The organism is Streptomyces fungicidicus (assembly GCF_003665435.1).
Classification (GTDB): Bacteria; Actinomycetota; Actinomycetes; order Streptomycetales; family Streptomycetaceae; genus Streptomyces; species Streptomyces fungicidicus.
This window is the reverse complement of sequence record NZ_CP023407.1, coordinates 4641616-4665006: the sequence shown is the minus strand read 5'-3', so window position 1 is coordinate 4665006 and position 23391 is coordinate 4641616. Positions and strand designations below refer to the sequence as shown.

The following is a 23391-nucleotide window of genomic DNA, read 5'->3' as shown; positions in this document are numbered from 1 at the left end:
GCTCGAACGAAAACGGCATCCGCTCCGTCGGTACTCATGAGGCCGGGCACATCTTCGGATTGTCCTGGCCCTCCGCAGCATCTACCAGGAGGAACACATGAACCGGTCGGGACGAATGACGCGTCTGCCTCTGGTGGCAGCCATGCTGGTGCTGGCCGTGGCCTGCACATCGGAGAGCAGCAGCGACGGAGCAGACGGGCAGGCGGCATCGTGCGCCTACCTCGTCCACTACCAGGACCGCAGCTACCAGGACGTCGCGAACGTGGAGTTCACGGCGGGTGAGGAGCTCGGGTCCGCCACCGTCCCCCCGTGCGACGACACCGGTGGCCAGGAGGATGCCGAACAGGCCGAAGACACCGTGACCGCCTACAGGGTGGACGGGATCTCACCCGACGTGGCTGTCGCCGTGGGGGACAGCCCCGACGACACCGTCTTCGTGGTCGCGTACTCGGGCGGTGAGCTGCCGCCCGAGGTACAGAAGCTGATCGACCGCTCCTGACGACCGCCGCTTCGTCCGGCTACGCGACGACGTCATCCCGCAGGGGTGGCGGGCGGCAGTGTCGGACGCCGAGTACGGGCCTGTCCCTGCCGGACGTGGATCCGCACGCCTAGTCGCCGCCTCCGCCGTCGCCGCCTCCGCCGTCGCCTCCGCTTCCTCCGTCGCCGCCGTCGCCCCCGTCGCTGCCCCAGCCGTCGCCGCCGCCGGGTTCGTTGTCGTCGCGGCCGTTGCCGAGGTTGCTGAACCAGGGGAGGTCCCAGCCGTCGGCGCTCGTCTCTCCGCCGGAGCGGGAGCGGGGGCGGAACCTGGCCAGGCCCGTGGTGTCGCCGAGGCCGAAGGACACGGCGACGGCGTGGGCCATGACGGCGTCCAGCGGGTCGGGGCTCTCGTGGTGCACGGCGGCCAGCGGCAGCAGGACCGTGCCGGGGGCCGGCTCGGCACGGCGGGGCGGGCGGGTGAGCAGCGCGACACGGCGGTCGTCGCGCAGCAGCCATGAGCTCGCCGCGTTCTCGCGCCGCAGCGTCCAGTGCCGGTCGGGCAGGCCGATCTCGACGCTGCTCCTGGACTTGCGCCACTTCTTGTGGAGGGCGAGCCCCGCGGTGACGTCCCCGACGGTCATGACCAGGCCGCCCGCCGGGGCCGACGCGTCACCGAGGTAGCCGTACGGCGCCCGGAGGCGTACGGCGGGGGCGTGCGGGCCCCAGACGTCCACGCGCACCAGGCGCCGGTCCACCGCGACGGCGACCGGCCCGGCGGGACCCGGCGCGTACCGCCGGGCGATCCAGAGCGGGACGCCCTCCGCCTGTGCCCGTGCGGAGAGGGCGGCCACCTGGTCCGCCCCGCCGCACCTTCGCACGGCCAGTTCGCCGAGCGCGTGGGCGAAGTCGGCGGCCCTGCGCACCTTCAGGAGGGTGGTGGTGCCGGTCACGCGGGTGACCGGGACGGCGCCGGGGGTCTGCTCCAGCGCCCCCAGGGGGCGTTCGGCGCCACCGCCGCCGAGCCAGGATCCGCGCACGTACGCCTCGGCCATGGCGGCGAGGTTCAGCTCGTCCACCGGTGTGGTCCGGCTGCCTCTGCGCAGCGTGTCCTCGGTGAGTTCGGCGGTGGTCGCCCACGGGTTGCGGGACCGTTCCTCGTACAGTGCCTGGCTCATCGCCCCGTCCCCTCTGTTCCGGCTGGTCCGTTCCGGCTGGTCCCCGGGGAGACCGTCGCGGACCCCGGCGCGGTTCCATGATCGGGCGGCCGCGGACACGGCGAGGGCCCGGCAGCCCCGTTTCCGGGGTTGCCGGGCCCTCGTTCAGGCTCTGGCGACTTGTCTACGTCGTCAGTGGGCGTGGCCGTGGCCACCGGCGGCGGCCGGCTCTTCCTCTTCCTTCTTCTCGACGACCAGGGTCTCGGTCGTGAGGAGCAGGGAGGCGATCGAGGCGGCGTTCTCCAGCGCGGAGCGGGTCACCTTGACCGGGTCGATGACGCCGGCCTTGACCAGGTCGCCGTACTCGCCGGTCGCGGCGTTGTAGCCGCTGCCCTTCTCGAGCTCGGCGACCTTGGAGACGATGACGTAGCCCTCGAGGCCGGCGTTCTCGGCGATCCAGCGCAGCGGCTCGACGGCGGCCTTGCGGACCACGGAGACACCGGTGGCCTCGTCGCCGGTCTTGTCGAGGTTGCCCTCGAGGACCTTGACGGCGTGGACCAGCGCGGAGCCACCACCGGAGACGATGCCCTCCTCGACCGCGGCGCGGGTCGCGGAGATGGCGTCCTCCAGACGGTGCTTCTTCTCCTTCAGCTCCACCTCGGTGGCAGCGCCGACCTTGATCACGCACACGCCGCCGGCCAGCTTCGCGAGGCGCTCCTGGAGCTTCTCGCGGTCCCAGTCGGAGTCCGTGGACTCGATCTCGGCCTTGATCTGGCCGACGCGACCGGTCACGTCCTCCTTGTTGCCACCGCCGTCGACGAGCGTGGTGTCGTCCTTGGTGACGGTGACGCGGCGGGCGGAGCCGAGCACGTCCAGGCCGACCTGGTCGAGCTTGAGGCCGACCTCCTCGGAGACGACCGTGGCGCCGGTGAGGACGGCCATGTCCTGCAGCATCGCCTTGCGGCGGTCACCGAAGCCGGGGGCCTTCACGGCGACCGCGTTGAAGGTGCCGCGGATCTTGTTGACCACCAGGGTCGACAGGGCCTCGCCCTCGACGTCCTCGGCGATGATCAGCAGCGGCTTGGAGGCGTTGGCCTGGATGACCTTCTCCAGCAGCGGCAGCAGCTCCGCGATGGAGGCGATCTTGCCCTGGGTGATCAGGATGTACGGGTCGTCGAGGACGGCCTCCATGCGCTCCTGGTCCGTCACGAAGTACGGCGACAGGTAGCCCTTGTCGAAGGCCATGCCCTCGGTGAAGTCCAGCTCCAGACCGAAGGTGTTGGACTCCTCGACGGTGATGACACCGTCCTTGCCGACCTTGTCCATCGCCTCGGCGATGAGCTCGCCGACCTGCTGGTCCTGGGCGGACAGCGCGGCGACGGCGGCGATGTCGGACTTCTCGTCGATCGGGCGGGCCGAGGCGAGCAGGTCCTCGGAGACCGCGGCGACGGCGGCGTCGATGCCCTTCTTCAGGGCGGCCGGGGAAGCACCGGCGGCGACGTTCTTCAGGCCCTCGCGGACCAGCGCCTGGGCCAGCACGGTGGCGGTGGTGGTGCCGTCACCAGCGATGTCGTTGGTCTTGGTCGCCACCTCCTTCACCAGCTGCGCGCCGAGGTTCTCGTACGGGTCCTCGATCTCGACCTCACGGGCGATCGTGACACCGTCGTTGGTGATGGTGGGGGCGCCGAACTTCTTGTCGATGACGACGTTGCGGCCCTTGGGGCCGATCGTCACCTTGACCGTGTCGGCAAGCTTGTTGACGCCGCGCTCGAGGGCGCGACGGGCGTCCTCGTCGAACTTCAGGATCTTCGCCATGGCAGCGGGAGCCCTCTCGGAAATCTGGGTGAAGACACTGCGCCCCGGGCGCCCGGCTTCTCATGGGATGCGGGGGCCAGGGGCGCAGTGTTCGAGCAAAGGTGCTTGCTTCGAGGTCGGGTGGTCCGGGGTGACCCCCGGATTCCCCTTACTTCTCGATGATCGCGAGGACGTCGCGGGCCGAGAGGACGAGGTACTCCTCGCCGTTGTACTTGACCTCGGTGCCGCCGTACTTGCTGTAGAGCACGATGTCGCCGACGGCGACGTCGAGCGGAAGGCGGTTGCCGTCCTCGAAGCGGCCCGGGCCCACGGCCAGGACGACGCCCTCCTGGGGCTTCTCCTTGGCGGTGTCCGGAATGACCAGGCCCGAAGCCGTGGTCTGCTCGGCGTCGAGCGGCTGGACCACGATGCGGTCCTCGAGCGGCTTGATGGCAACCTTGGAGCTGGCGGTCGTCACGATCCGACCTCCCCCTTCGGAGATCTCACGGGGTTAACTGTCTGAGGTGGCGACCAGGTCGATCCGTCGTCGCGGGTGCCGGACCTGCCCGTCGCTACGTTGGCACTCTCCAGGGGGGAGTGCCAGACCTGAGACTATGACCGGGATTAGCACTCGGTCAAGCGGAGTGCCAGTTTGCCGTGCGGCGCGTCGGCGGTGGGGGTGTCGTTTCGCGCCGGGTTGTGCAGCTCGGGGGGTTGTGGTGGGCGTCTCCGGGGGCTGCCGCCCCCGGGCCCCCGCTTCGGCCCTGAACGGGCCTCGTCCTCAAACGCCGGACGGGCTGTCGAGTGGGCGGCGCCCACCGGGAACCGCCGAAGGGACGCCAGGTCAACGGTGATCCCCGGGTGCCGCCGACGGGCTGGACGGCGAATGGTGCTCGTCAGGCGCCGCCCGCGGGACGAGGTGGTCGGTGTGGTGTTCCAGGTGGCCTGCTGTCAGGCCCCGCTTCTCCAGTTCCGCAAGGAGACGAGAGGTTCGCTGCGCCAGTGACAGGGGCGGGGCCTCGTCGGACGGTACGGAGATGATGTCGCCGGGGTTCAGGCGGTGGGGGCCGTGGGTGTAGGTGAGGTGGCCGTCGGGCTCCAGGGTGACCCGCCACAGGACCACCGCCGCGATGCCGCAGTCGGCGGCGGCGCGCAGGGTGGTGGTGTCGTACGCGCCGTAGGGCGGGCGGAAGAGCCGGGGGCGGACGCCGAAGCGGGACCGGAGCTTGCGCTGCTGGCCGCAGATCTCGGCGCGCTGGCCGGCGTACGGCAGTCCGCGCAGGGCGCGGTGGTCGAGGGTGTGGTTCTGCAGGCTCGCGCCGACCGCGCGCAGACGGGCGAAGTGGGCGTAGCCGGGGCCCACCACACTGTCCGTCAGGAACATGCTGACGGGGAGCCGGCGCTCGCGCACCAGGTCGATGAAGCGGGGGTCGCGTTCGGCGCCGTCGTCGTAGGTGAGGAAGACGACCTTGTCCCGGGTGGGCACCCGGGCGACGACGGGCGGGAGCGGGCCGTCCGCCGACGCCGCGGCGCTCCCGGGCGACTGGCCCACCCCGTCCTGCGCCCCGCCCGGCGGACCGCATCCGGCGAGCACGGCCAGCAGGGCGAGGACGGCCGCCGGCGGGCCGGCCCTCACAGGTAGTCCTCCAGGCGGGCCACCGCGTAGCCCTCCGCCGTGGCCTTGTTCAGGAAGCGGCGGATCATGTCGGGCATCGTGCCCTTCCAGTCCTCGCGGCCCCGGAAGTGGCTGAGGACGATGTCGCCGGGGTGCAGCCCGCGGTCCCACTCCCGGTACTCCCAGTGGTCGACGAAGACCTCCTCGTTCCAGAGCGGGACGTGGGTGATCCCGCAGGCCTTGGCGGCGCGCAGGGTGTTCCTGTCGTAGTTGCCGTAGGGCGGCCGGAAGAGGGTGGGGCGCTTGCCGTAGCGCTCCTCGATGGTGGCCTGCATGCCGCAGATCTCGCGCTTCTGGCGGGCGTAGGACAGGGCGGGCAGATAGGGGTGGTGGAGGGTGTGGTTGTGCAGGCCGGCGCCCCGGTCGCGCATCTCCTTGAAGTAGCCGTAGTCCTCCTTGACCAGGTAGTCGCTGAGGAAGGCGCTGTAGGGGATCTTCAGTTCGCTCATCATCCGCAGGAACGCCGGGTCCTTCTCGTCGCCGTCGTCGATGGTGAGGAAGAGGATCTTCTCCTCGGTGGGGACGGTGGTGAAGACCGGGGGGAGTCCCAGCCGGCGGTGGCCGTCGACCTCGAAGCCGTCGCGGGTGGTGATCTCCGGCTTCTTCGCCGGGGGCGGCGGGGCGGTCAGGGGCACCCGCTTCAGGCCCCAGCGTTTCGCGGCGGCGACCCTGGCGGCGTGCGCGGCGCGCAGTCTGTCGGCGTAGGCGTCGAGCGCGCGGGCCGGGGGCTCCTTGAGGGCCTGCTGACCACCGGCCGGCGTCACTTCCGAGGAATCGCCCTGTCCGCAGGCCGAGGCGATGGTGGCGAGGGCGAGTACGGCGAGGCCGGTCCGCACACCGCCCCACGTCCACCTCTTATCGTTTTGTCCTACTACTCGCATGGTGCCGGATCCTCGCAGCCGGCACCCCCGGCCACGGCCCGACACCGCGGCCGGAGGCGTACGGTCCACCGACTGGCCCACAATGAGGCGGTGAACGACCTCGCCCCCCTCCTCACCCCCGAAGGCCGCGCCCTCCTCGACGAGGTGCGCGACACCGACCCGGCGCGCGAACTCGCCGTCGCGACCCGGCTGCGCCGCGAGCACCCCGCCGCACTGGTGTCGGCGGCGCTCGGCCAGGCGCGGCTGCGGCAGCGGGCGGTGGCCAAGTTCGGGGAGCGGGACGCCGCCCGGATGTTCTTCACGCCCCACGGCGTCGAGCAGTCGACGCGGACGAGTGTGGCGACCCACCGGGCCGAGAGCCTCCGGGCGACCGGGGTGCGGTCCGTCGCCGACCTGTGCTGCGGGATCGGCGGCGACGCGCTCGCGTTCGCCCGCGCCGGGATCCGGGTGCTGGCCGTCGACCGGGACCCGCTGACCTGCCAGGTGGCCCGCGCCAACGCCGACGCGCTGGGTCTCGGCGACCTGATCGAGGTGCGCGAGGCCGATGTGACGGAGGTGGACACCTCGGGATACGACGCCGTGTTCGTCGACCCGGCCCGGCGCTCCTCCGCACGCGGCCGGATCTTCGATCCGGAGGCCTACTCCCCTCCCCTGTCCTGGGCCGTGTCGGCCGCGCTCGCGGCGCCGCTCGGCCTGCTGAAGATCGCGCCCGGCATTCCGCACGAGGCGATCCCCGCGGAGGCGACGGCCGAGTGGGTCTCGGACGGCGGGGACGTGAAGGAGGCCATCCTCTGGTTCGGCCCCGACGTGACGCCGGGGGCGCGGCGGGCGACGCTGCTGCCCGCCGACGCCGGTGTCTACGCGACACCCGCCACGATGCTCCCGGACCCCGAGGTCCGGCCGGTCGGGCGGTATCTGTACGAGCCGGACGGCGCGGTCATCCGCGCCCATCTGGTCGCCGAGGTGGCCGAGGACCTCGGCGGCGGGCTGATCGACCCGACCATCGCCTACATCACCTCCGACGAGGCGCACCGCACCCCGTACGCCGGCGCCCACGAGATCACCGACCGGCTGCCGTTCAACGTCAAGAAGCTGAAGGCGCTGCTGCGTGAGCGCGGGGTCGGCACGCTGACGGTGAAGAAGCGCGGCTCGGCCGTCGAGCCGGAGGAGCTCCGCCGCAAGGTCATGCCCAAGCCGTACGGCCCCGAGTCCGTCACGGTGTTCCTCACCCGTGTCGCCGGCGCCCCGACGATGCTGCTGGGGCATCCGGTGCGGTGATCACGCGCCGGTTCCCGCGGCGCGGCGCAGCAGCAGCTCCCTCTCGCGCGCGTTGCGGGTCAGCGACGCCGCCCGCTCGAACTCCGCCCGCGCCTCCTCCGTACGGCCGAGGCGGGCCAGCAGGTCGCCGCGGACGCTGGGCAGCAGGTGGTACTCCCGCAGCGCCGGCACCTCGGTCAGGGCGTCGACCAGGGGCAGCGCGGCGGCGGGGCCCTCGGCCATGGAGACGGCCACCGCGCGGTTGAGTTCGACGACCGGGGAGGGTGCGCGGGCGGCGAGCAGGGCGTACAGGGTGGCGATCCGGGGCCAGTCGGTCTCCTCGTAGCGGTACGCGGACGCGTGGCAGGCGGCGATGGCCGCCTGGAGGGCGTACGGCCCCGGGGCTCCGGCGGCGGTGGCGTCGGCGAGGGTGAGGGCGGTGACGCCACGGGCGATGAGCATGCGGTTCCAGCGGGTGCGGTCCTGGTCGCTGAGCAGGACCGGTCCGCCGTCCGGGCCGGTACGGGCGGCGGCGCGGGAGGCCTGGAACTCCAGCAGCGCGGCGAGCCCGTGCACCTCGGGTTCCTTCGGCATCAGCCCGGAGAGCACGCGGGCCAGCCGCAGCGCGTCCTCGCACAGCGCCGGGCGCAGCCAGTCGTCGCCGGCGGTGGCCGCGTACCCCTCGTTGAAGATCAGGTAGATGACGTCGAGGACCGAGCCGAGGCGGGCCTCCCGGTCGGGGCCGCCGGGCACCTCGAAGGCGACGTTCCTGGTCGCCAGGGTGCGTTTGGCGCGCACGATCCGCTGGGCCACGGTCGCCTCGGGCACCAGGAAGGCGCGGGCGATCTCCGCCGTGGTCAGGCCGCCGAGCAGCCGCAGGGTGAGGGCGGTGCGGGCCTCGGCGGACAGCACCGGGTGGCAGGCGGTGAAGACCAGGCGGAGCAGGTCGTCGTCGATGTCGTCGGGGCCGGCGGGCTCCTCCGGCGGTGCGATCGCCGTCGACCGGTCCCGGCCGATCTCGGCCAGCTTGCGGGCGTAGGTCTCCTTGCGCCGGACCAGGTCGATCGCGCGGTTGCGGGCGGTGGCCATGAGCCAGGCGCCCGGGTTGTCGGGCACCCCGTCCCCCGGCCACTGCTCCAGCGCGGCGACCAGCGCGTCCTGCGCAAGCTCCTCGGCGATGCCGACGTCCCGGACGATGCGGGTCACACCGGCGATCACCCGGGGGAACTCCATGCGGAACACGGTCTCGACGGTCCGTGCCGTCTCCGTGCCGCGGGGGTCTGTGGCGGGCTGTGGTGTCACAGCCCACCATCAGACACCCGTACGGCGGCGGAACCAAGGAAGGACCGGCCGGGGACCACAGGTGTGCGGCGTGGTCAGCCCGCCACGACCTCCCGCACCTCGCAGGTCACCGTCCAGTGCGGCTCGTGCACCTTCAGGAACCGCTTGGTCCACTCGATCGCCTCGGCCCGGTCCTTGGCCTGCATCAGCGCGTAGCCGCCGATGACCTCCTTGGACTCGGTGAACGGCCCGTCGGTCACGGACAGCCGGCCGCCCTCGTAGTGCACCCGGGCGCCCTGGGCGGTGGGGACCAGTCCGGCGGTGTCCAGCAGGACCCCGGCCTTGGTCATCTCCTCGATCAGCTCGCCCATCCGCTGCATCAGCTCGGGGCTGGGTCCGCCTTCGGGGGTGTTGTTCTCGTCGATCCGGATCATGGAGAGAAAGCGGGGCATGGTGGCTCCTCGGGTCGTGCGGACCGGGTCGTTCCCGGCCTCTCACCCCTGCGTCGAACGGGAGACACCGGATTCGACACCCTCGCCGGAATTCTTTCTCCTCATTTCAGGGAGGCCCACAGCTCCCCCGCCTCCGGCTCGTCCGCCACCACGCGGTTGGGGTCCGAGGGGGCCGGGACGACCGGCATGGTGAGGGTGGTGACGCCGTCGGACGGCAGGTCCCGCAGGCTCTGGGCGAGGCGCGTCAGTTCGCCCAGCGAGTCGAGTCCGGTGTCGGTGGTGAGGCTGCCGGTGACGGCGTCGGCGACCTCGTACAGCTCGGTGGGGCTGGTCAGCAGGTTCCGGCCGGAGATCTGCTCCAGCAGGGCCTTCACCAGCAGGTGCTGGAGCCCTATGCGGCCGAGGTCGCTGCCGTCGCCGATGTCGTACCGGGTGCGGGCCAGGGCGAGGGCCTGCGTGCCGTCGAGGTGGTGGGTCCCGGCGTCCAGCGTGAGATGGCTCCGCTCGTCGTCGATGTCCTCGTCCGTGGTGACGGTGACGCCGCCGACCGCGTCGACCAGGCGGGCGAAGCCGGCGAAGTCGATCTCGGCGTAGTGGTCCATGCGGACGTCCGTGAGCGCCTCGACGGTCTTCACGGCGCACACAGGCCCGCCCAGCTCGTACGCGCTGTTGAACATCGCTCCGGAGGCCGGGTGGGTCGACCCCCCGTCCTCCAGCGGGCAGGACGGGCGGTCGACCAGGGTGTCGCGGGGGATGCTGACGACCGTCGCGGTCGTCCGTCCGGCGTCGAGGTGGACGACCATGGCGGTGTCGGAGCGGGCGCCGCCGCTGTCGCCGCCGCCCAGCGCCTGGTTCTCCTCGCCGCTGCGCGAGTCCGAGCCGAGCACCAGGATGTTCAGGGACCCGGCCGGCAGGGGCTCGGCCGTGGCGGACGGGTCCGGGGACGGGGTGGCCCCGGCCCTGGCGGGGCGGTCGTCGCCCAGGGCGGTGTCGATGTCGACGCCGCGGATGTTGTCGTTCAGCTGCCAGTAGGCCCAGCCGGCGGCGCCGGCGCCCAGCACGAGCAGACCGGCCAGCGTCAGCCCGGTGACCTTGAGGGCCTTCGTCCGCCGTGTCCCGCGTATGGCCGCGCCCTCGGCCCCGTCGTTCCCCTGATGTCCCGTCACGGGCAGGAACATAAGTCCGAATTATTACGAGGGGCGACTACCGGCCAGTTTTCTTGGGAAATTCTCAGACTTCCGGTACGCCGTCCCCCGGCCCGAAACTTTCGCCCGGCTCACCTCCCCGCGGGCGCCGCCGTGCTGCTCCGCACCACCAGACTCGTAGCCAGCTCCACCCGGGTCGCCGCCGGTGCCTCCGCGCTCTTGCCGAGGTCGAGGACCAGCCGGGCCGCCGCCTCCGCCATCTCCGTCAGCGGCTGCCGCACGGTCGTCAGCGGCGGCCCCACCCAGCGGGCGATCGGCAGATCGTCGAACCCGACCACGCTCAGGTCCTCCGGGATCCGCAGCCCCAGCTCGCGCGCGGCCTCGTACAGCCCGAGGGCCTGGAGGTCGTTGCCGGCGAAGACCGCGGTGGGCCGGTCCTCTCGGCGCAGCAGGGCGAGACCCTGCCGGTAGCCGGCCTCGTGATGGAAGTCGCCGGTCGTGATCAGCTGGGGGTCGACCGGCAGCCCGGCGGTCTCCAGGGCGGCCCGGTAGCCGTCGACGCGGGCGCGGCTGCACATCATCCGCGAGGGACCGGTGATCGCGCCGATCCGGGTGTGGCCCAGCTCGACCAGATGCCGGGTGGCGGCCAGCCCGCCCTGCCAGTTGGTCGCGCCGATGGAGGGCACGTCGGTGCCGGGGTCGCCGGCCGGGTCCATCACCACGAACGGGATGGAGCGGCTGGTCAGCAGGGCCCGCCCGGACTCGTCGAGGCCGGACAGCACGAGGATCACGCCGTGCGGGCGGCGCGCGGCGACCTGGTCGGCCCAGGTGCGCCCAGGGGTGAGCCGCCCGGCGCTCTCGGAGAGCACGACGCTCAGGCCCGCGTCCCTGGCCACGTTCTCCACGCCCCGGATGACCTCCATCGCCCAGGCGCTCTCCAGTTCGTGGAAGACCAGGTCGATCAGCGGCGACCTGGACGCCTCGGCACGCCGGCGCCGGTAGCCGTGGGCGCGCAGCAGCCCCTCGACCCGGCTGCGGGTGGCGGGAGCGACGTCGGCCCGGCCGTTGAGCACCTTCGAAACAGTCGGTGCGGAGACGCCGGCCTCGCGGGCGATCTCGGCAAGGGTCGCGGTCTGGCCACTACGCCCTTGCGTACGGCTTTCAGCGGGCTGCGGGGAAGTCATGCGCGCGATCGTAACCCCGCGGCCCCTCACAACGAAGACTCCCGGGGGCTACCACCGCACGGAATATTCGACTCACTCTCCGCAACATTCGAATGGCCCCGGCGGGACGACCCGGTGACCGGGCTCCGCGCCCACCGGCGTCCGGGACGGGGCGAACCCGCTCCGCCCAAGGCGTTCGACCCCCGGACGGGCGGGGCACGACCCTCCTAGCGTGACCGTTGTCCTGGAGGGGGAAGCGATGCAGCAACGGGGGAAGAGCGCCTTACCGCGGTACGCCGACGACGCCGTCACACGGGAGGTCTGCGGCCATGTGTACCGCGACATGGGATGGGCCGTGTCCGTGGGCCGGATGTTCCTGACGGAGCGGTTCCGCGCGCACGGCCAGCCCAAGGGGGTCGATCTCGTCGCCGTGGTGCGGCACGCCCGCCGTGCGGAGCGGCTGTTCCTGCTGCGGGACACCATGCTCGCGGCCTGCTTCGCCGCACTCGCCGCGGGCGGGATCGCCGGCCTGGCCGCACTCGTCGTGCGCGACCCCGGGCGGCTGGCCGGATGCCTGCTCCTCGCCGCGGGCGCGCTCGTCGCGGGAACGGTCGTCTCCTTCGCCTGGAACTGGGCCATGTGGCGCGCGGCGCAGGGCGTCCAATGGGGCGACGACCCGCCCCGCCTCGGCGCCCCGGCGGTGAAGGCCGAGCTCGAACGGGAGCTGGACGCCCTCGACCAGGCCAACGTCATCGTGTACTCGGCCAAGGGGCCGGACGGTGAGCAGCCCTTCCTCGGCAGCGGCATCTCCGTACTGGAGACCGTCTGGCCGGGCATCGACGTCAGCCGCCCCGCGAAGAAGAGCACCGGCAAGAAGGCCAGGATCAAGGAGTTCACCGCCGCGGAGCTGCACTCCCACGTGGCGGAGCGGCTCGCCCACCTCGCGGGGCTCGACGGGCTGCGCGTCTGCGACCGCCTGCACATCCAGGGCCATCACGTCCGGGACCTCGGCACGGCACTGCTGCCGGACCCGCGGAAGCGCCCGGTCACCCGCATCGATCCCCACCTGGTCGAGACGGGCATCGCCGAGACCGGCGACGTGATGCGGAGCTACCTGACGCTCGAACTGATCGGCACCCGCGGCTCCTACGTCGTCACCGTGCACCTCCGCGCCCGGCTGGCCCGTTCCCGCCTCTCCTGGGAGATCGCCGCCTCCTACCTGCCGCCCGTGCACACGGCCTTCAACCACCCCCGCACCCACCGGTTCGGATTCGGGGACCACGCCATGACGGTGCTGAGGGTCACCCGTGAGCAGCTGCGCGACCAGTTCTTCGGATCCGCCCGCCGGATGCTCCGCCGCCCCGCACGGCGGACCGCCGACGCGGTGCGGCTGCTGTGGCGACGCAGCCGGGTGGCCCGCCCCCGCAGCTACTTCGACTACGGCGCCGGCGGCACTCTGCGGGCGGTGGCCTCCGCTCCCTCCCGGCAGGGGGACTACACCCAGCGCATGGACGCCAAGGACGCCATGCAGCGCATCCAGCAGGCCCTGCTGCGCGCCACCGAGCAGTTCCTCGAGGCGCACCACGTCGACATCTCCGACTGGCGGCGGACCCAGAAGATCATCACCACCCAGACCTACAACTTCAGCGGTCCGATCAACGGCCAGAACGTCTTCGGCAACCACGGCATCAACATCGCCAAGAACCTGCGCCTGACGCCCGGACCCGACGGCGGCACGGGCGGCGGGACCGGCGCGACCGCCGTCGGCACCACCGACGGCGGAAGCGCGGAGGCCTCGGCGGCCACCGCGGACGACACCAAGAAGTGAGGAGGGCGGTACGCATGAGCACGTACAACTTCAACGGGCCCGTCAGCGGTCAGAACAACTTCGGCGACCACAACCAGAACCTGCTCATCGGCAACCTGGACGAGCTGGTGGCACGGGTCCGTGAGGAGCAGCCGGACGGGGTCGCGGAGGCGGAGCTGATCCGCGCCGAGGTCGCCCGGGCCGCGGCCGAGGACCGGCCCGTGGACGGCGGACGGATCCAGGGCTGGCTGGCGACCCTCCGCGAGGGCGCGGACGCGGGCAGCGGGGTGCTGGCCCTGATCACGTCCCTGGGGGCGCTCCTGGGTCTGTGACCGCGCCGAGCGACTCGAACCGCCAGCGGTGCACCGGGCGGGTGATCAGGTCCGTGTCCGGCTCCGGGAGTTCCGGCAGGTCCGCGTCGTACGGGGCGTCCCACCAGGTGACGACCAGGACGCGGTCCTGCGGGGCGCGGAAGGTCTCGCGGCGCAGCGGGCGCCGGGTGAACTCGCGCACGCGTTCCTCGGCCCAGGCCAGCAGTTCCGGGCCCCGGCCGGGGACCGCGCGGGCCTCCCACATCAGCGCTGCCGTCATGAGTACAGGTTCTCCCCGGCGGTCTCGTGCACGTGGTCGTGCGAGGGTGCGGCGCCCGGCACATGGGGCTCCGTCACCGGGAGGGAGGAGTCGGCCGACAGGTCCCAGTCGGAGGCCGGGCGGTTCCGGGCGACCATCTCCGCGCCCAGCGCGGCCACCATCGCGCCGTTGTCCGTGCACAGCTTGGGGCGGGGCACCCGCAGCCGGATGCCGGCCGCCTCGCAGCGTTCCTGGGCCAGGGCCCGCAGCCGGGAGTTGGCGGCCACGCCGCCGCCGATCATCAGATGGTCGACGCCCTCGTCCTTGCAGGCACGTACGGCCTTCCGGGTGAGGACGTCCACGACCGCCTCCTGGAAGGACGCCGACACGTCGCGCACCGGCACCTCCTCGCCCGCCGCCCGCTTGGCCTCGATCCAGCGGGCCACGGCGGTCTTCAGCCCTGAGAACGAGAAGTCGTACGCCGGGTCGCGGGGGCCGGTCAGCCCGCGCGGGAACGCGATCGCGGCCGGGTCGCCCTCACGGGCGTAGCGGTCGATCACCGGGCCGCCCGGGAAGCCCAGGTTCAGCACCCGGGCGATCTTGTCGAAGGCCTCGCCGGCCGCGTCGTCGATGGTCGCGCCGAGCGGGCGGACGTCGGAGGTGATGTCCGCGGACAGCAGCAGGGAGGAGTGGCCGCCGGAGACCAGCAGGGCCATCGTCGGTTCCGGCAGCGCCCCGTGCTCCAGCTGGTCGACGCAGATGTGGGAGGCGAGGTGGTTGACGCCGTAGAGGGGCTTGCCCAGGGCGTAGGCGTACGCCTTGGCCGCCGACACGCCGACCAGCAGCGCGCCGGCGAGTCCGGGACCGGCGGTGACGGCGATGCCGTCGAGGTCGCGGGCGCTGACGCCCGCCTCCTTCAGCGCGCGGTCGATGGTGGGCACCATCGCCTCCAGGTGGGCGCGGGAGGCGACCTCCGGGACGACGCCGCCGAAACGGGCGTGCTCGTCGACGCTGGAGGCGACGGCGTCCGCCAGCAGGGTGGTCCCGCGGACGACGCCGACACCGGTCTCGTCGCAGGAGGTCTCGATCCCCAGTACCAGGGGTTCGTCAGCCATGGGTCTCGGTTCCTTGTACGCCGTTCCCGGGGTTCGCCGGGTTCACGGAGGTGGACGGGTCGGTCAGCCGCATCACCAGGGCGTCCACGTTCCCCGGCTGGTAGTAGCCGCGCCGGACGCCGATGGTCTCGAAGCCGAAGCGCTCGTAGAGCTTCTGGGCACGCACGTTGTCGATCCGGCACTCCAGCAGCACCTCGGTGCATTCGAAGGCGGTCGCCGCCCGCAGCAGCTCGGTCAGCAGCCGCGAGCCGAGGCCGGTGCCCCAGTGGTCCCGGGTGACGGCGATGGTCTGCACGTCGGCCGCCGGGGCGCCGCCGCCGTCGCTGTCGGACTCGGCGCCGGAGGTGGTGAGGCCCGCGTAGCCGACGATCCGGCCGTCCTCCTCGGCGACGACGTAGCGCCGGGTGGCCCCCGGCCCGCGCGAGTGGGCCAGCTCGGACCAGAACATCCCGCGCGACCAGGCGTCCTCGGGGAACAGGTCCCGCTCCAGCTCCAGTACGGAGTCGATGTCCCACCAGCGCATCTCACGCAGCACGGACGTCTCGGTTCCCGTCACTTGGGGGTGACCACCTTGTAGTTCTTGGGGACCTGGGCATCGGGCCGGCGCAGATACAGCGGCCGGGGCGCGGGCAGCTCCTCCCCCGCGGCGAGCCGCTCGGCGGCCAGCCGGGCCAGGGCCGCGGCGGACACGTGCTCGGGCTCGTGCGCCTGGGGGAAGGTGTCCGGGTAGAGCAGCGCGCCGGCGCCGACCGCGGGCAGGCCCGCGACCTCCCCGGCGATGTCGGCGGGCCGGTCCACGGCGGGTCCGGTCAGCCGGGTGCGGGAGTCGGCGTAGCGCGCCCAGTAGACCTCCTTGCGCCGGGCGTCGGTCGCCACGACGAAGGGGCCTTCCAGGTCGGCCGCGTAGGCCAGGCCGTCCAGGGTGCACACACCGTGCACGGGCACGCCGAGCGCGAGCCCGAAGGTGTCCGCGGTCATCAGACCGACCCGCAGCCCGGTGTAGGGGCCGGGCCCGGTGCCGACGACGATCCCGGTGACGGCGTCCAGCCGCAGGCCTGCCTCGGCGAGCACCCGGTCGATCGCCGGGAGCAGCAGCTCACCGTGGCGGCGGGCGTCCACCTGGCTCGACGAGGCGATGACGTCGTCGCCGTCGTGCAGCGCGACGGTGACGGCGGGGGTGGCGGTATCCAGAGCGAGCAAGAGCACGCAAACAGCCTACGGCTCCCGCGCCCCGGCCACGGCCGCACGGGCCGTCCGGTCACGTACTGCTACGGTCGCTTCCAGGTACGTAAATAACAGGGCAGAGTGGGACAGAGGTGACGGCGGTGGCAGGCACCAGCTCGGCGATCGTGGCGGGGCTGACCGCGGCGGCCCTCGCGACGGTCGGCTACCTCGGTCACCGGGCGGCGGCGACCGTGCCCGCCGAGCTGCGCGCGCCGGCGCCGGGCACCACGGCGACCGCCCACGAGATCCCCCGCGACGCGCACCGCCGGACGGCCCTGCCGGCCCGCTCGGGGCAGGGCGAACGGGTCGTGTACTCGCTGGACGACGACCGGGTGTGGCTCGTCGAGGAGAGCGGCAAGGTCCGGCGCACCTTCGGGGTCGTCCCCAGCACGGTGGACCCGGAGCCGGGCACCTACCGGGTCACGTCGCGGTCCGGTGCGGTCACCGGATCGGACGGCGTCCCGGTCGAGCACGTCGTGCGGTTCGCGTCCGTCGAGGGCACGGCGATCGGGTTCAGTGCGGCGGTCGACGGCTCGGCGCCGCAGCTCGACCCCCAGGAGCGGACGGGCGGCATCCGTGAGACCCGCGCGGACGGCGCGGCGATGTGGGGGTTCGCGACGATCGGCCGTGTGATCGTCGTCGTCCCGTGAGCTACGCCGCCTCGCGGTGGCCTTCCCGCGTCTCGCGGGGTTCGGGGGCGCGGGGCGGGGTGGAGACCGCGGCGGCCGCGGCGCAGGCGGCGAGCAGCTCGCGCATGGGCACCCCGGAGAGTGACGGCGGCTGCGGCGCGGACTCATGAGCGCTCGGAGTGACCGGCATGGACGCCTCCTGAAGGTCGGGGGCGGACGTACTTAGGCACACCTAACTACGAACTGGATACCATGTGACCACGCCCGGGACACCGAACGCAACACTTTGCCGACACGTTGTCGGAACCGAGGCGGATCAGGCGGACAGCACGCTCAGGTCGGTCCCCGCCCAGCGCCCGCCCAGACCGGTCACGGTCACGTGGCGCACCTCGTCCGTGGTGTCGCCGACCGCCCGGTGGATGACGAGCTGCAGCCGGTCGTCGGTCAGCTCCTCGACCTTGCCCTCGCCCCACTCCACGACGATCACCGACTCCGGCAGCGAGACGTCGAGATCGAGGTCCTCCATCTCGTCCAGACCGCCGGAGAGCCGGTAGGCGTCGACGTGGACCAGCGGCGGACCGTCGCCAAGCGACGGGTGCACCCGGGCGATCACGAAGGTCGGCGAGGTGACCGCGCCCCGCACGCCGAGCCCCTCGCCCAGCCCCCGGGTCAGCGTCGTCTTGCCCGCGCCGAGCTCGCCCGAGAGCAGCACCAGATCGCCGGCCCGCAGCAGCTTGGCGAGCCTGCGCCCCAGTTCGCGCATCTGCTCGGGGGAGGTCACGGTCAGGACGGCGGAGTTCGCGGGCTCAGCCGGGTTGTGCGGTGCTGCTGCTTCCATAGCCCCCCACCGTAGTCCCTGCGGGCACCGCGCCCGCGCGGGTGAGCAGGTCGGCGAGACGGTCGGTGACCACCTCCGGGTGCTCCAGCATGACCAGGTGACCGGCGTCCGGGACCAGCACCAGTTCCGCCTCGGGCAGCAGGTCGGCTATCGCCTCGCTGTGCTCGCTGGGGGTGACGAGGTCCTCCACCCCGGCCAGGACCAGCACCGGCAGTCCGACGAAGTGGGCGAGGGCCTCGGTCTTGTCGTGGTCGCTGAACGCCGGGTAGTACTCGGCCACCACGTCGATGGGCGTGCTCTCGATCATCCGCTCGGCGAACCGGGCGACGGCCGGGTCCACGTCCCTGGTCGCGAACGAGTACCGCTTGATGACCCCCGCGAACAGGTCCGCGGTGGCCCGGCGCCCCTTCTCCACCAGTTCGGCACGCTGCCCCAGCGCCTTCAGCACCCCCGGCAGCACCCGCCGCACCGCGTTGACACCGGCCACCGGCAGCCCGAAGTTGACCTCCCCGAGCCGTCCCGACGACGTGCCGACCAGGACGACGCCCACGACCCGCTCCCGGATCAGCTCCGGGTACTGGTCGGCGAGGGCCATCACCGTCATCCCGCCCATGGAGTGCCCGACCAGCACGATCGGCCCCTCGGGCGCGGCCGCGTCGATGACGGCCTTCAGGTCCCGGCCCAGCTGATCGATGGTGACCGGCTCGCCCCGTTCCGCCCGCGCGGAACGTCCGTGGCTGCGCTGGTCCCAGTGCACGGTCCGTACGACGCCCCGCAGCGCGGCCCGCTGGAAGTGCCAGGAGTCCTGGTTGAGGCAGTAGCCGTGGCTGAAGACGACGGTGACCGGGGCCGGCGTCCTGCGGCCGAACAGCCGGCGCCGGCGGGCGGGGGTGGGGTCGGGGTCGAGGTCGTCGGCCTCGTAGTACAGCTCGGTTCCGTCATCGGCGTACGCCTTGCCGGGTGTGCCGCGCAGCCCGCCGTACGGACCCGCGGAGTCCAGGGCGAGCCTGGCCTTCTTCCGCATGCCCCGGCCGACCGTCATCCGTTCTATGGCGACGCCGGCCGCGGCCCCCGTGGCGAGCACGCCTATCGCGACGCCCGCGACGCCGGTGGCACGGCGCCAGCCGGGCGCGCCGGCGGCCTCCGCGATCCCCTCACTCACCTGCCGCTCCCCTCGTTCACATAGACGCGCGGGACACGGGCGCCGATCCGGGTGACGATCTCGTACGCGATGGTCCCCGCCGCCTGCGCCCAGTCCTCGGCCGTCGGCTCACCGCGTTCGCCGGGCCCGAAGAGGACCGCCTCGGCGCCCGGCTCCGGCTCGTCCCCGCCCAGGTCGACGACGAACTGGTCCATCGCGACCCGCCCCGCGACCGTCCGCCACTTGCCCTCGACCAGGACGGGCCCGGCGGAGGAGGCGTGACGCGGGACGCCGTCCGCGTAGCCCAGCGGGACGAGGCCGAGGGTGGTGGCGCCCGGGGTGACGTAGTGATGGCCGTAGCTGACGCCGTGGCCGCCGGGTACGTGCTTCACCAGGGCCAGCGACGCGGACAGGGTCATCGCCGGACGCAGTCCGAAGTCGGCGGAGGTGCCGATCTCGGGGCTCGGCGAGATCCCGTACATCGCGATGCCGGGGCGGACGAGGTCGAAGTGGCTCTCGGGCAGGGTGAGGGTCGCGGGCGAGTTGGCGATGTGCCGCACCTCGGGGCGCACCCCCTGCGCCTCGGCGTACGCCACCATCTCCCGGAACCGGGTGAGCTGGGCGGCGATGGAGGGATGCCCCGGCTCGTCGGCACAGGCGAAGTGCGACCACAGGCCGGTGACCCGCAGCAGCCCCTCCGCCTCGGCACGCAGCGCGGCGGCGACCAGCTCCGTCCAGTCGTCGCCGGGCTGGCAGCCGCCGCGCCCGAGGCCGGTGTCGGCCTTGAGCTGCACCCGCGCGGGCCGGCCGGCGAGGCGCGCGGCGCGGGTGACCTCGTCCAGCGCCCATCTGCCGCCGAGGGACACGTCGAGGTCGGCCTCGATCGCCTCGCGCCAGGGCCCTCCGGGCGTCCACAGCCAGCACATGATCCGTACGCCGGCGGGCACCCCGGAGCCGGGCGCGCGCAGCGCGAGCGCCTCCTGGGGGGTGGCGGTGCCGAGCCAGGTCGCCCCGGCCTCGACGGCGGCCCGTGCGCAGGGGGCCGCGCCGTGGCCGTATCCGTCGGCCTTGACCACGGCCATGAGGGCGGTGCCGGGGGCACGTTGGCGCAGGGTGCGCACGTTGGCCCGTACGGCGGCCAGGTCGATCTCGGCACGGGCACGCAGTGCCGCACCCCCCGGGGCATCTGTCTCGTTCATCCCGCCCAGTCTCTCAGAGCGGGGGTGGGGCTCCGGTGGAGCGGGGGTTTGATCACACGGGCACCGTGGCGGGGCTCGGCAACCCGGCACGGTGCGGGTGGCCCCGCGTGGCTGAGCAACCGGGTGCTTCCCCGGTACCCGGCGTGGGGGTGGGCCGGGGGTGGGGTTGTGCGGCCCGGCGCTTCCCGGTACCCGGCGTGGATGCGGGCCGGGGGCGGGTTGCGCAGCCCGGCGCTTGCGGGGTGCCGTCGCGCCCACCCGTGCCGCCCTGCGGCACGACTGCCCGCGGAGAGCGGGGGGCTCGGGCTGCCCGCGGAGGGCGGGGCGACTGCCCGCGGAGAGCGGAGGGCTCGGGCTGCCCGCGGAGAGCGGGGGGGGCGGGCTGTCCGCGGAGGGCGGGGGGCTCGGGCTGTCCGCGGAGGGCGGCGGGGTGGGGGTGGGCTGCCGTCCCAGCGGCACGACTGCCCGCGGGGGGCGGCGGGGTGGGGGTGGGCTGCCGTCCCAGCGGCACGACTGCCCGCGGAGTGTGGCGGGTTGCCGTGCCGTAGACGGCAGGTGGCCGCCCGCGGCGCGGAGGGGACGGGGCGGGGGTGGTCGCCCGCAGTGGCTGGCGCGTCCGCGCCGGGCCACTGCACAGCGGGGGCAGTCGCGCCAGTCCGAGGACGGCCACCCCCGACCCGGCCCCGCCCCACCCACCGCCATCAGGCGCTACGCCCGCACCACACTCCGCCAAGCCCCCGCGATCTCCTCCGCCACATCGTGGGCCCCCGCCGGCGCCCCGTCCGCCGCGAACCGCCCCGCCAGCCCGTGCAGATACGCCGCCGCACTCGCCGCGTCCACAGCCGGCAGCCCCGCCGCCAGCAACGACCCCGCGAGCCCCGACAACACGTCACCACTCCCCGCCGTGGCCAGCCACGACGTACCCGTGGGGTTCACCCGCACCGCCGCACCACCCGCGGACGCGATCAGCGTCGTCGACCCCTTCAGCAGCACCGTCGCCCCGTACCGCCCCGCCAACTCCCGCACCGCCGCCAGCCGCCCACCCTCGACCTCCTCCCGCTCGACACCGAGCAACGCCGCCGCCTCCCCCGCGTGCGGCGTCATCACGGTCGGCGCCCGCCGCGCCCGCACCGCCGAGGCCTCCGCCAGCCGCAGCCCGTCCGCGTCGATCAGCACCGGCACCTCCGCCGCCAGCACCTCCGCGACCGTCGCCGCGTCGTCCCCGGCCCCCGGCCCGACCACCCACGACTGCACCCGCCCCGCGTGCTTCGGCCCCCCGTCCGAAACCAGCGTCTCGGGAAAGCGCGCGATCACCGCCTGCCCCGCGGGACCGACGTACCGCACCGCCCCCGCCCCACCCCGCAGCGCCCCCGCCACCGCGAGCACCGCGGCCCCGGGATACCGGGCGGAACCGGCCGCGATGCCCACCACACCCCGCCGGTACTTGTCGCTCTCCGCCGCCGGCACCGGCAGCATCCGGGCCACGTCCGCGTGCTGCAACGCCTCCAGTTCCGCCGACGCCGGCAGCTCGAGACCGATGTCGACCAGCCGCACCGACCCCGCGTACTCCCGCGCCGGATCCACCAGCAGCCCCGGCTTGTGCGTCCCGAACGTCACCGTGAGATCCGCCCGCAGCGCCCTCCCCCGCACCTCCCCGGTGTCGGCGTCGACCCCGCTCGGCAGATCGACGGCGACCACCACCGCCCGCGACCGTTCCACCGCGTCCGCCAGCGGCACCGCATTCGGACGCAACCCGCCCGTCCCCCCGATCCCGACGATCCCGTCCACCACGAGATCGGCCCGCCCGACCACCGCCTCGGCCCCGCCCCCGTCCGCCCCCACCACTCGCCCCCCGGCCCGCCGCAACGCCGCAAGCCCCCCGCCATGAGCCCGCTCCGGCGCGAGCAGCACCGCGCTCACCCCCGCACCGCGCCGCGCGAGCCGGGCACCGGCGTAGAGGGCGTCCCCTCCGTTGTCCCCGCTGCCGACCAGCAGCACCACCCGGCTGCCGTACACCCGCCCCAGCACATCCGCGCAGGCCGCGGCGAGCCCGGCGGCGGCGCGCTGCATCAGCGCCCCCTCCGGCAGCCGTGCCATCAGTTCCCGTTCCGCCGCCCTGACCGTCTCCACGCTGTACGCAGTACGCATGCGTCCGAGTCTCCCCGAAGCGGCCCGCCCACTCCCGCAACCCGCGAGCCGGTTCACCTTGACTCATTGCCATGCCCTTGCCAAACTCTCCGCCCCCCACCGCATGAATCGATTCAGTCGAACCGGTTCGACGCGACCTGACGACAGAGACAGAGGACCCATGCGACGCAGAGCCGCACTACTCGCAGCAGCCGCCACCGCACTCCTCACCGCCGCAGGCACCCTGACGACCCCCGCCGCGGCGACACCAGCAACCCCCACCCCCACCACCCCCGCACCCGCACCCGCCCGCGCGGCAGCCTGCGGCGACGGCTCCTACCAGGCCGAGGCGGTACTGAACGGCAGCACCTGGACCGCCAGGCGCGGCAGCAGCACCGTCTACACCGGCACCGACATGCGCGCGGCCGTCCAGGCGGCCATCAGCAGCCTGTCCGCCGGCCGCACCAGCAAGGAACGGGTGGTGGTCCGCGGCTCGGGCTCCGTCTCCGCCGGTTCCCGCATCTCCCTGCCGAGCTACACCGCCCTCGACGTCTGCGGCACCATCAACGTCACCGGCAGCGGCTCGGGCGACCAGGCCCCGGTCTACTCCCGCGGCACCCGGGACATCGAGGTGCAGCACCTCAACGTCACCGGCGCCCCGCTGTACGGGATCTTCCTGCGCAACGTGCAGAACGTGGTGCTCGGCCAGATCGACATGCGCCTCTCGGCCGGCCTCGGCGTCCGCATCGACAACCGCGGCGACACCAGCCAGTGGACGCGCAACGTCCGCATCGACGACGTCTACGTCTCCGGCGCGTCCAGCCACGCCGTGGAGACGTACGGCGTCGACGGCCTCACCGTCGGCACGGTGACCGCCCGCAACGTCGGCGAGTCGGGCCTGCTGCTGAACCAGACGATCAACGCCACGGTCTCCAAGGTGGACGCGGAGAACGCCGGCACCGGCACCGGCTACGCCGCCTTCCGCATGGCCAACCGCAACGGCCGTATCGGCAGTTCGTACTCGACCAACATCCGCGTAGGCGAGGTCGTGGCCCGCGGCGGCGGACGCGGCGTGTTCTGCGTCTCGGAGAGCGGCGGCGCGACGATCGACCGGATCACGCTCTCGAACACCGGCAACAACGCGATCCTCATCGAGAACTGCTACAACGTGAACCTGGCCGCCCAGAGCGGCACGGTCACCGGCGGCGGCGAGATCCGCCTGGCGGCGCGCACGGAGTTCGCGAACAACAGGGACATCACCGTCCAGAACCTCACGGTGACGAACTCGTCGATCCGCGAGAGCCCCTGCGGCGAGAACACCACGTTCCGCAACAACCGGCTGGTGAACTCCAGCCAGTCGATCTGCTAGCCAGCAAAAAAGCGGGGCGCGGCGACCTCGCCGCACCCCGCACATCCCGCGCACCACGCGCCAAGCCGACACGCGTCAAGCCGACGCGCGCCG

At 73.3% G+C, this 23391-nt stretch carries 24 protein-coding genes; 6 read left to right on the top strand and 18 right to left on the bottom strand.

Annotated elements, in window-relative coordinates:
* Positions 1–115 precede the first annotated feature (115 nt).
* A complete protein-coding gene (locus CNQ36_RS21505) occupies positions 116–499 on the top strand; it encodes a DUF6281 family protein (protein ID WP_228313033.1) in 384 nt (127 codons plus the stop codon).
* 109 nt (positions 500–608) lie between these two features.
* Here the strand turns inward: CNQ36_RS21505 and CNQ36_RS21500 are convergent, their stop codons facing one another.
* From CNQ36_RS21500 to CNQ36_RS21480, 5 genes are all read right to left on the bottom strand, one after another.
* Entirely contained in the window at positions 609–1652 is a 1044-nt protein-coding gene (locus tag CNQ36_RS21500; RefSeq protein ID WP_121547182.1) for a hypothetical protein, read from the bottom strand.
* Between the two features lie 171 nt (positions 1653–1823).
* The gene (gene groL / locus CNQ36_RS21495; RefSeq protein ID WP_004927086.1) at positions 1824–3446 is read right to left on the bottom strand and encodes a chaperonin GroEL; all 1623 of its coding nucleotides are present in this window, start codon (positions 3444–3446) and stop codon (positions 1824–1826) included.
* A gap of 148 nt (positions 3447–3594) precedes the next feature.
* Complete coding sequence (gene groES / locus CNQ36_RS21490) at positions 3595–3903, bottom strand: co-chaperone GroES (protein WP_004927089.1); 309 nt, start codon at positions 3901–3903, stop codon at positions 3595–3597.
* A gap of 366 nt (positions 3904–4269) precedes the next feature.
* Positions 4270–5061, bottom strand: a complete 792-nt coding sequence (locus tag CNQ36_RS21485) for a polysaccharide deacetylase family protein (protein WP_228313032.1) — start codon at positions 5059–5061, stop codon at positions 4270–4272.
* On the bottom strand, positions 5058–5936 hold the full coding sequence (locus CNQ36_RS21480) for a polysaccharide deacetylase family protein (protein ID WP_121547181.1): 879 nt from the start codon (positions 5934–5936) through the stop codon (positions 5058–5060). The genes CNQ36_RS21485 and CNQ36_RS21480 overlap by 4 nt, the downstream gene beginning before the upstream one ends.
* Before the next feature lie 135 nt (positions 5937–6071).
* Here CNQ36_RS21480 and CNQ36_RS21475 point away from each other — a divergent pair, with 135 nt between their 5' ends.
* A complete protein-coding gene (locus tag CNQ36_RS21475) occupies positions 6072–7259 on the top strand; it encodes a class I SAM-dependent methyltransferase (RefSeq protein ID WP_163013323.1) in 1188 nt (395 codons plus the stop codon).
* Here CNQ36_RS21475 and CNQ36_RS21470 read toward each other — a convergent pair whose 3' ends face one another.
* From CNQ36_RS21470 to CNQ36_RS21455, 4 genes are all read right to left on the bottom strand, one after another.
* A complete protein-coding gene (locus CNQ36_RS21470) occupies positions 7260–8471 on the bottom strand; it encodes an RNA polymerase sigma factor (RefSeq protein WP_121547179.1) in 1212 nt (403 codons plus the stop codon). It lies immediately after the preceding gene.
* A gap of 143 nt (positions 8472–8614) precedes the next feature.
* Positions 8615–8971: a YciI family protein gene (locus CNQ36_RS21465; RefSeq protein ID WP_121547178.1), complete on the bottom strand. Its 357-nt coding sequence runs from the start codon at positions 8969–8971 to the stop codon at positions 8615–8617.
* A 101-nt stretch (positions 8972–9072) separates the two neighbouring features.
* Positions 9073–10149, bottom strand: a complete 1077-nt coding sequence (locus CNQ36_RS21460) for an LCP family protein (protein ID WP_121547177.1) — start codon at positions 10147–10149, stop codon at positions 9073–9075.
* Positions 10150–10247: 98 nt separating this feature from the next.
* The gene (locus CNQ36_RS21455; protein WP_121547176.1) at positions 10248–11300 is read right to left on the bottom strand and encodes a LacI family DNA-binding transcriptional regulator; all 1053 of its coding nucleotides are present in this window, start codon (positions 11298–11300) and stop codon (positions 10248–10250) included.
* 211 nt (positions 11301–11511) lie between these two features.
* Here CNQ36_RS21455 and CNQ36_RS21450 point away from each other — a divergent pair, with 211 nt between their 5' ends.
* Positions 11512–13107: a hypothetical protein gene (locus CNQ36_RS21450; protein ID WP_163013322.1), complete on the top strand. Its 1596-nt coding sequence runs from the start codon at positions 11512–11514 to the stop codon at positions 13105–13107.
* Positions 13108–13121: 14 nt separating this feature from the next.
* On the top strand, positions 13122–13418 hold the full coding sequence (locus CNQ36_RS21445; protein WP_121547174.1) for a hypothetical protein: 297 nt from the start codon (positions 13122–13124) through the stop codon (positions 13416–13418).
* Here the strand turns inward: CNQ36_RS21445 and CNQ36_RS21440 are convergent.
* From CNQ36_RS21440 to tsaB, 4 genes are read right to left on the bottom strand one after another with little or no spacing between them, the layout of a single operon-like run.
* The gene (locus tag CNQ36_RS21440) at positions 13387–13677 is read right to left on the bottom strand and encodes a hypothetical protein (protein ID WP_121547173.1); all 291 of its coding nucleotides are present in this window, start codon (positions 13675–13677) and stop codon (positions 13387–13389) included. The genes CNQ36_RS21445 and CNQ36_RS21440 overlap by 32 nt on opposite strands.
* Positions 13674–14771, bottom strand: a complete 1098-nt coding sequence (gene tsaD, locus CNQ36_RS21435; RefSeq protein WP_004927118.1) for a tRNA (adenosine(37)-N6)-threonylcarbamoyltransferase complex transferase subunit TsaD — start codon at positions 14769–14771, stop codon at positions 13674–13676. The genes CNQ36_RS21440 and tsaD overlap by 4 nt, the downstream gene beginning before the upstream one ends.
* Positions 14764–15327 carry a ribosomal protein S18-alanine N-acetyltransferase gene (gene rimI, locus CNQ36_RS21430; RefSeq protein WP_004927120.1) on the bottom strand — a complete coding sequence of 188 codons (564 nt, stop codon included), beginning with the start codon at positions 15325–15327 and terminating at the stop codon, positions 14764–14766. Before rimI ends, tsaD begins: the two co-directional genes overlap by 8 nt.
* Positions 15324–15977, bottom strand: a complete 654-nt coding sequence (tsaB, locus tag CNQ36_RS21425) for a tRNA (adenosine(37)-N6)-threonylcarbamoyltransferase complex dimerization subunit type 1 TsaB (RefSeq protein WP_004927122.1) — start codon at positions 15975–15977, stop codon at positions 15324–15326. The genes rimI and tsaB overlap by 4 nt, the downstream gene beginning before the upstream one ends.
* A 119-nt stretch (positions 15978–16096) precedes the next feature.
* Between tsaB and CNQ36_RS21420 the strand changes: the two genes are divergently transcribed.
* The gene (locus tag CNQ36_RS21420) at positions 16097–16645 is read left to right on the top strand and encodes a hypothetical protein (protein WP_121547172.1); all 549 of its coding nucleotides are present in this window, start codon (positions 16097–16099) and stop codon (positions 16643–16645) included.
* 1 nt (position 16646) lies between these two features.
* Here CNQ36_RS21420 and CNQ36_RS34805 read toward each other — a convergent pair whose 3' ends face one another.
* From CNQ36_RS34805 to CNQ36_RS21400, 5 genes are all read right to left on the bottom strand, one after another.
* A complete protein-coding gene (locus CNQ36_RS34805; protein WP_163013321.1) occupies positions 16647–16814 on the bottom strand; it encodes a hypothetical protein in 168 nt (55 codons plus the stop codon).
* Positions 16815–16940: 126 nt separating this feature from the next.
* Positions 16941–17462 carry a tRNA (adenosine(37)-N6)-threonylcarbamoyltransferase complex ATPase subunit type 1 TsaE gene (tsaE, locus tag CNQ36_RS21415; RefSeq protein WP_004927128.1) on the bottom strand — a complete coding sequence of 174 codons (522 nt, stop codon included), beginning with the start codon at positions 17460–17462 and terminating at the stop codon, positions 16941–16943.
* Positions 17431–18624 carry an alpha/beta fold hydrolase gene (locus CNQ36_RS21410; protein ID WP_040906335.1) on the bottom strand — a complete coding sequence of 398 codons (1194 nt, stop codon included), beginning with the start codon at positions 18622–18624 and terminating at the stop codon, positions 17431–17433. Before CNQ36_RS21410 ends, tsaE begins: the two co-directional genes overlap by 32 nt.
* Entirely contained in the window at positions 18621–19802 is a 1182-nt protein-coding gene (gene alr, locus CNQ36_RS21405) for an alanine racemase (protein ID WP_121547171.1), read from the bottom strand. Before alr ends, CNQ36_RS21410 begins: the two co-directional genes overlap by 4 nt.
* A 708-nt stretch (positions 19803–20510) precedes the next feature.
* Positions 20511–21950: an NAD(P)H-hydrate dehydratase gene (locus tag CNQ36_RS21400; protein WP_121547170.1), complete on the bottom strand. Its 1440-nt coding sequence runs from the start codon at positions 21948–21950 to the stop codon at positions 20511–20513.
* A gap of 160 nt (positions 21951–22110) precedes the next feature.
* On the opposite strand from CNQ36_RS21400, the gene CNQ36_RS21395 reads away from it, so the two are divergent.
* Entirely contained in the window at positions 22111–23298 is a 1188-nt protein-coding gene (locus CNQ36_RS21395) for a hypothetical protein (RefSeq protein WP_121547169.1), read from the top strand.
* The last annotated feature ends 93 nt before the right edge of the window (positions 23299–23391 follow it).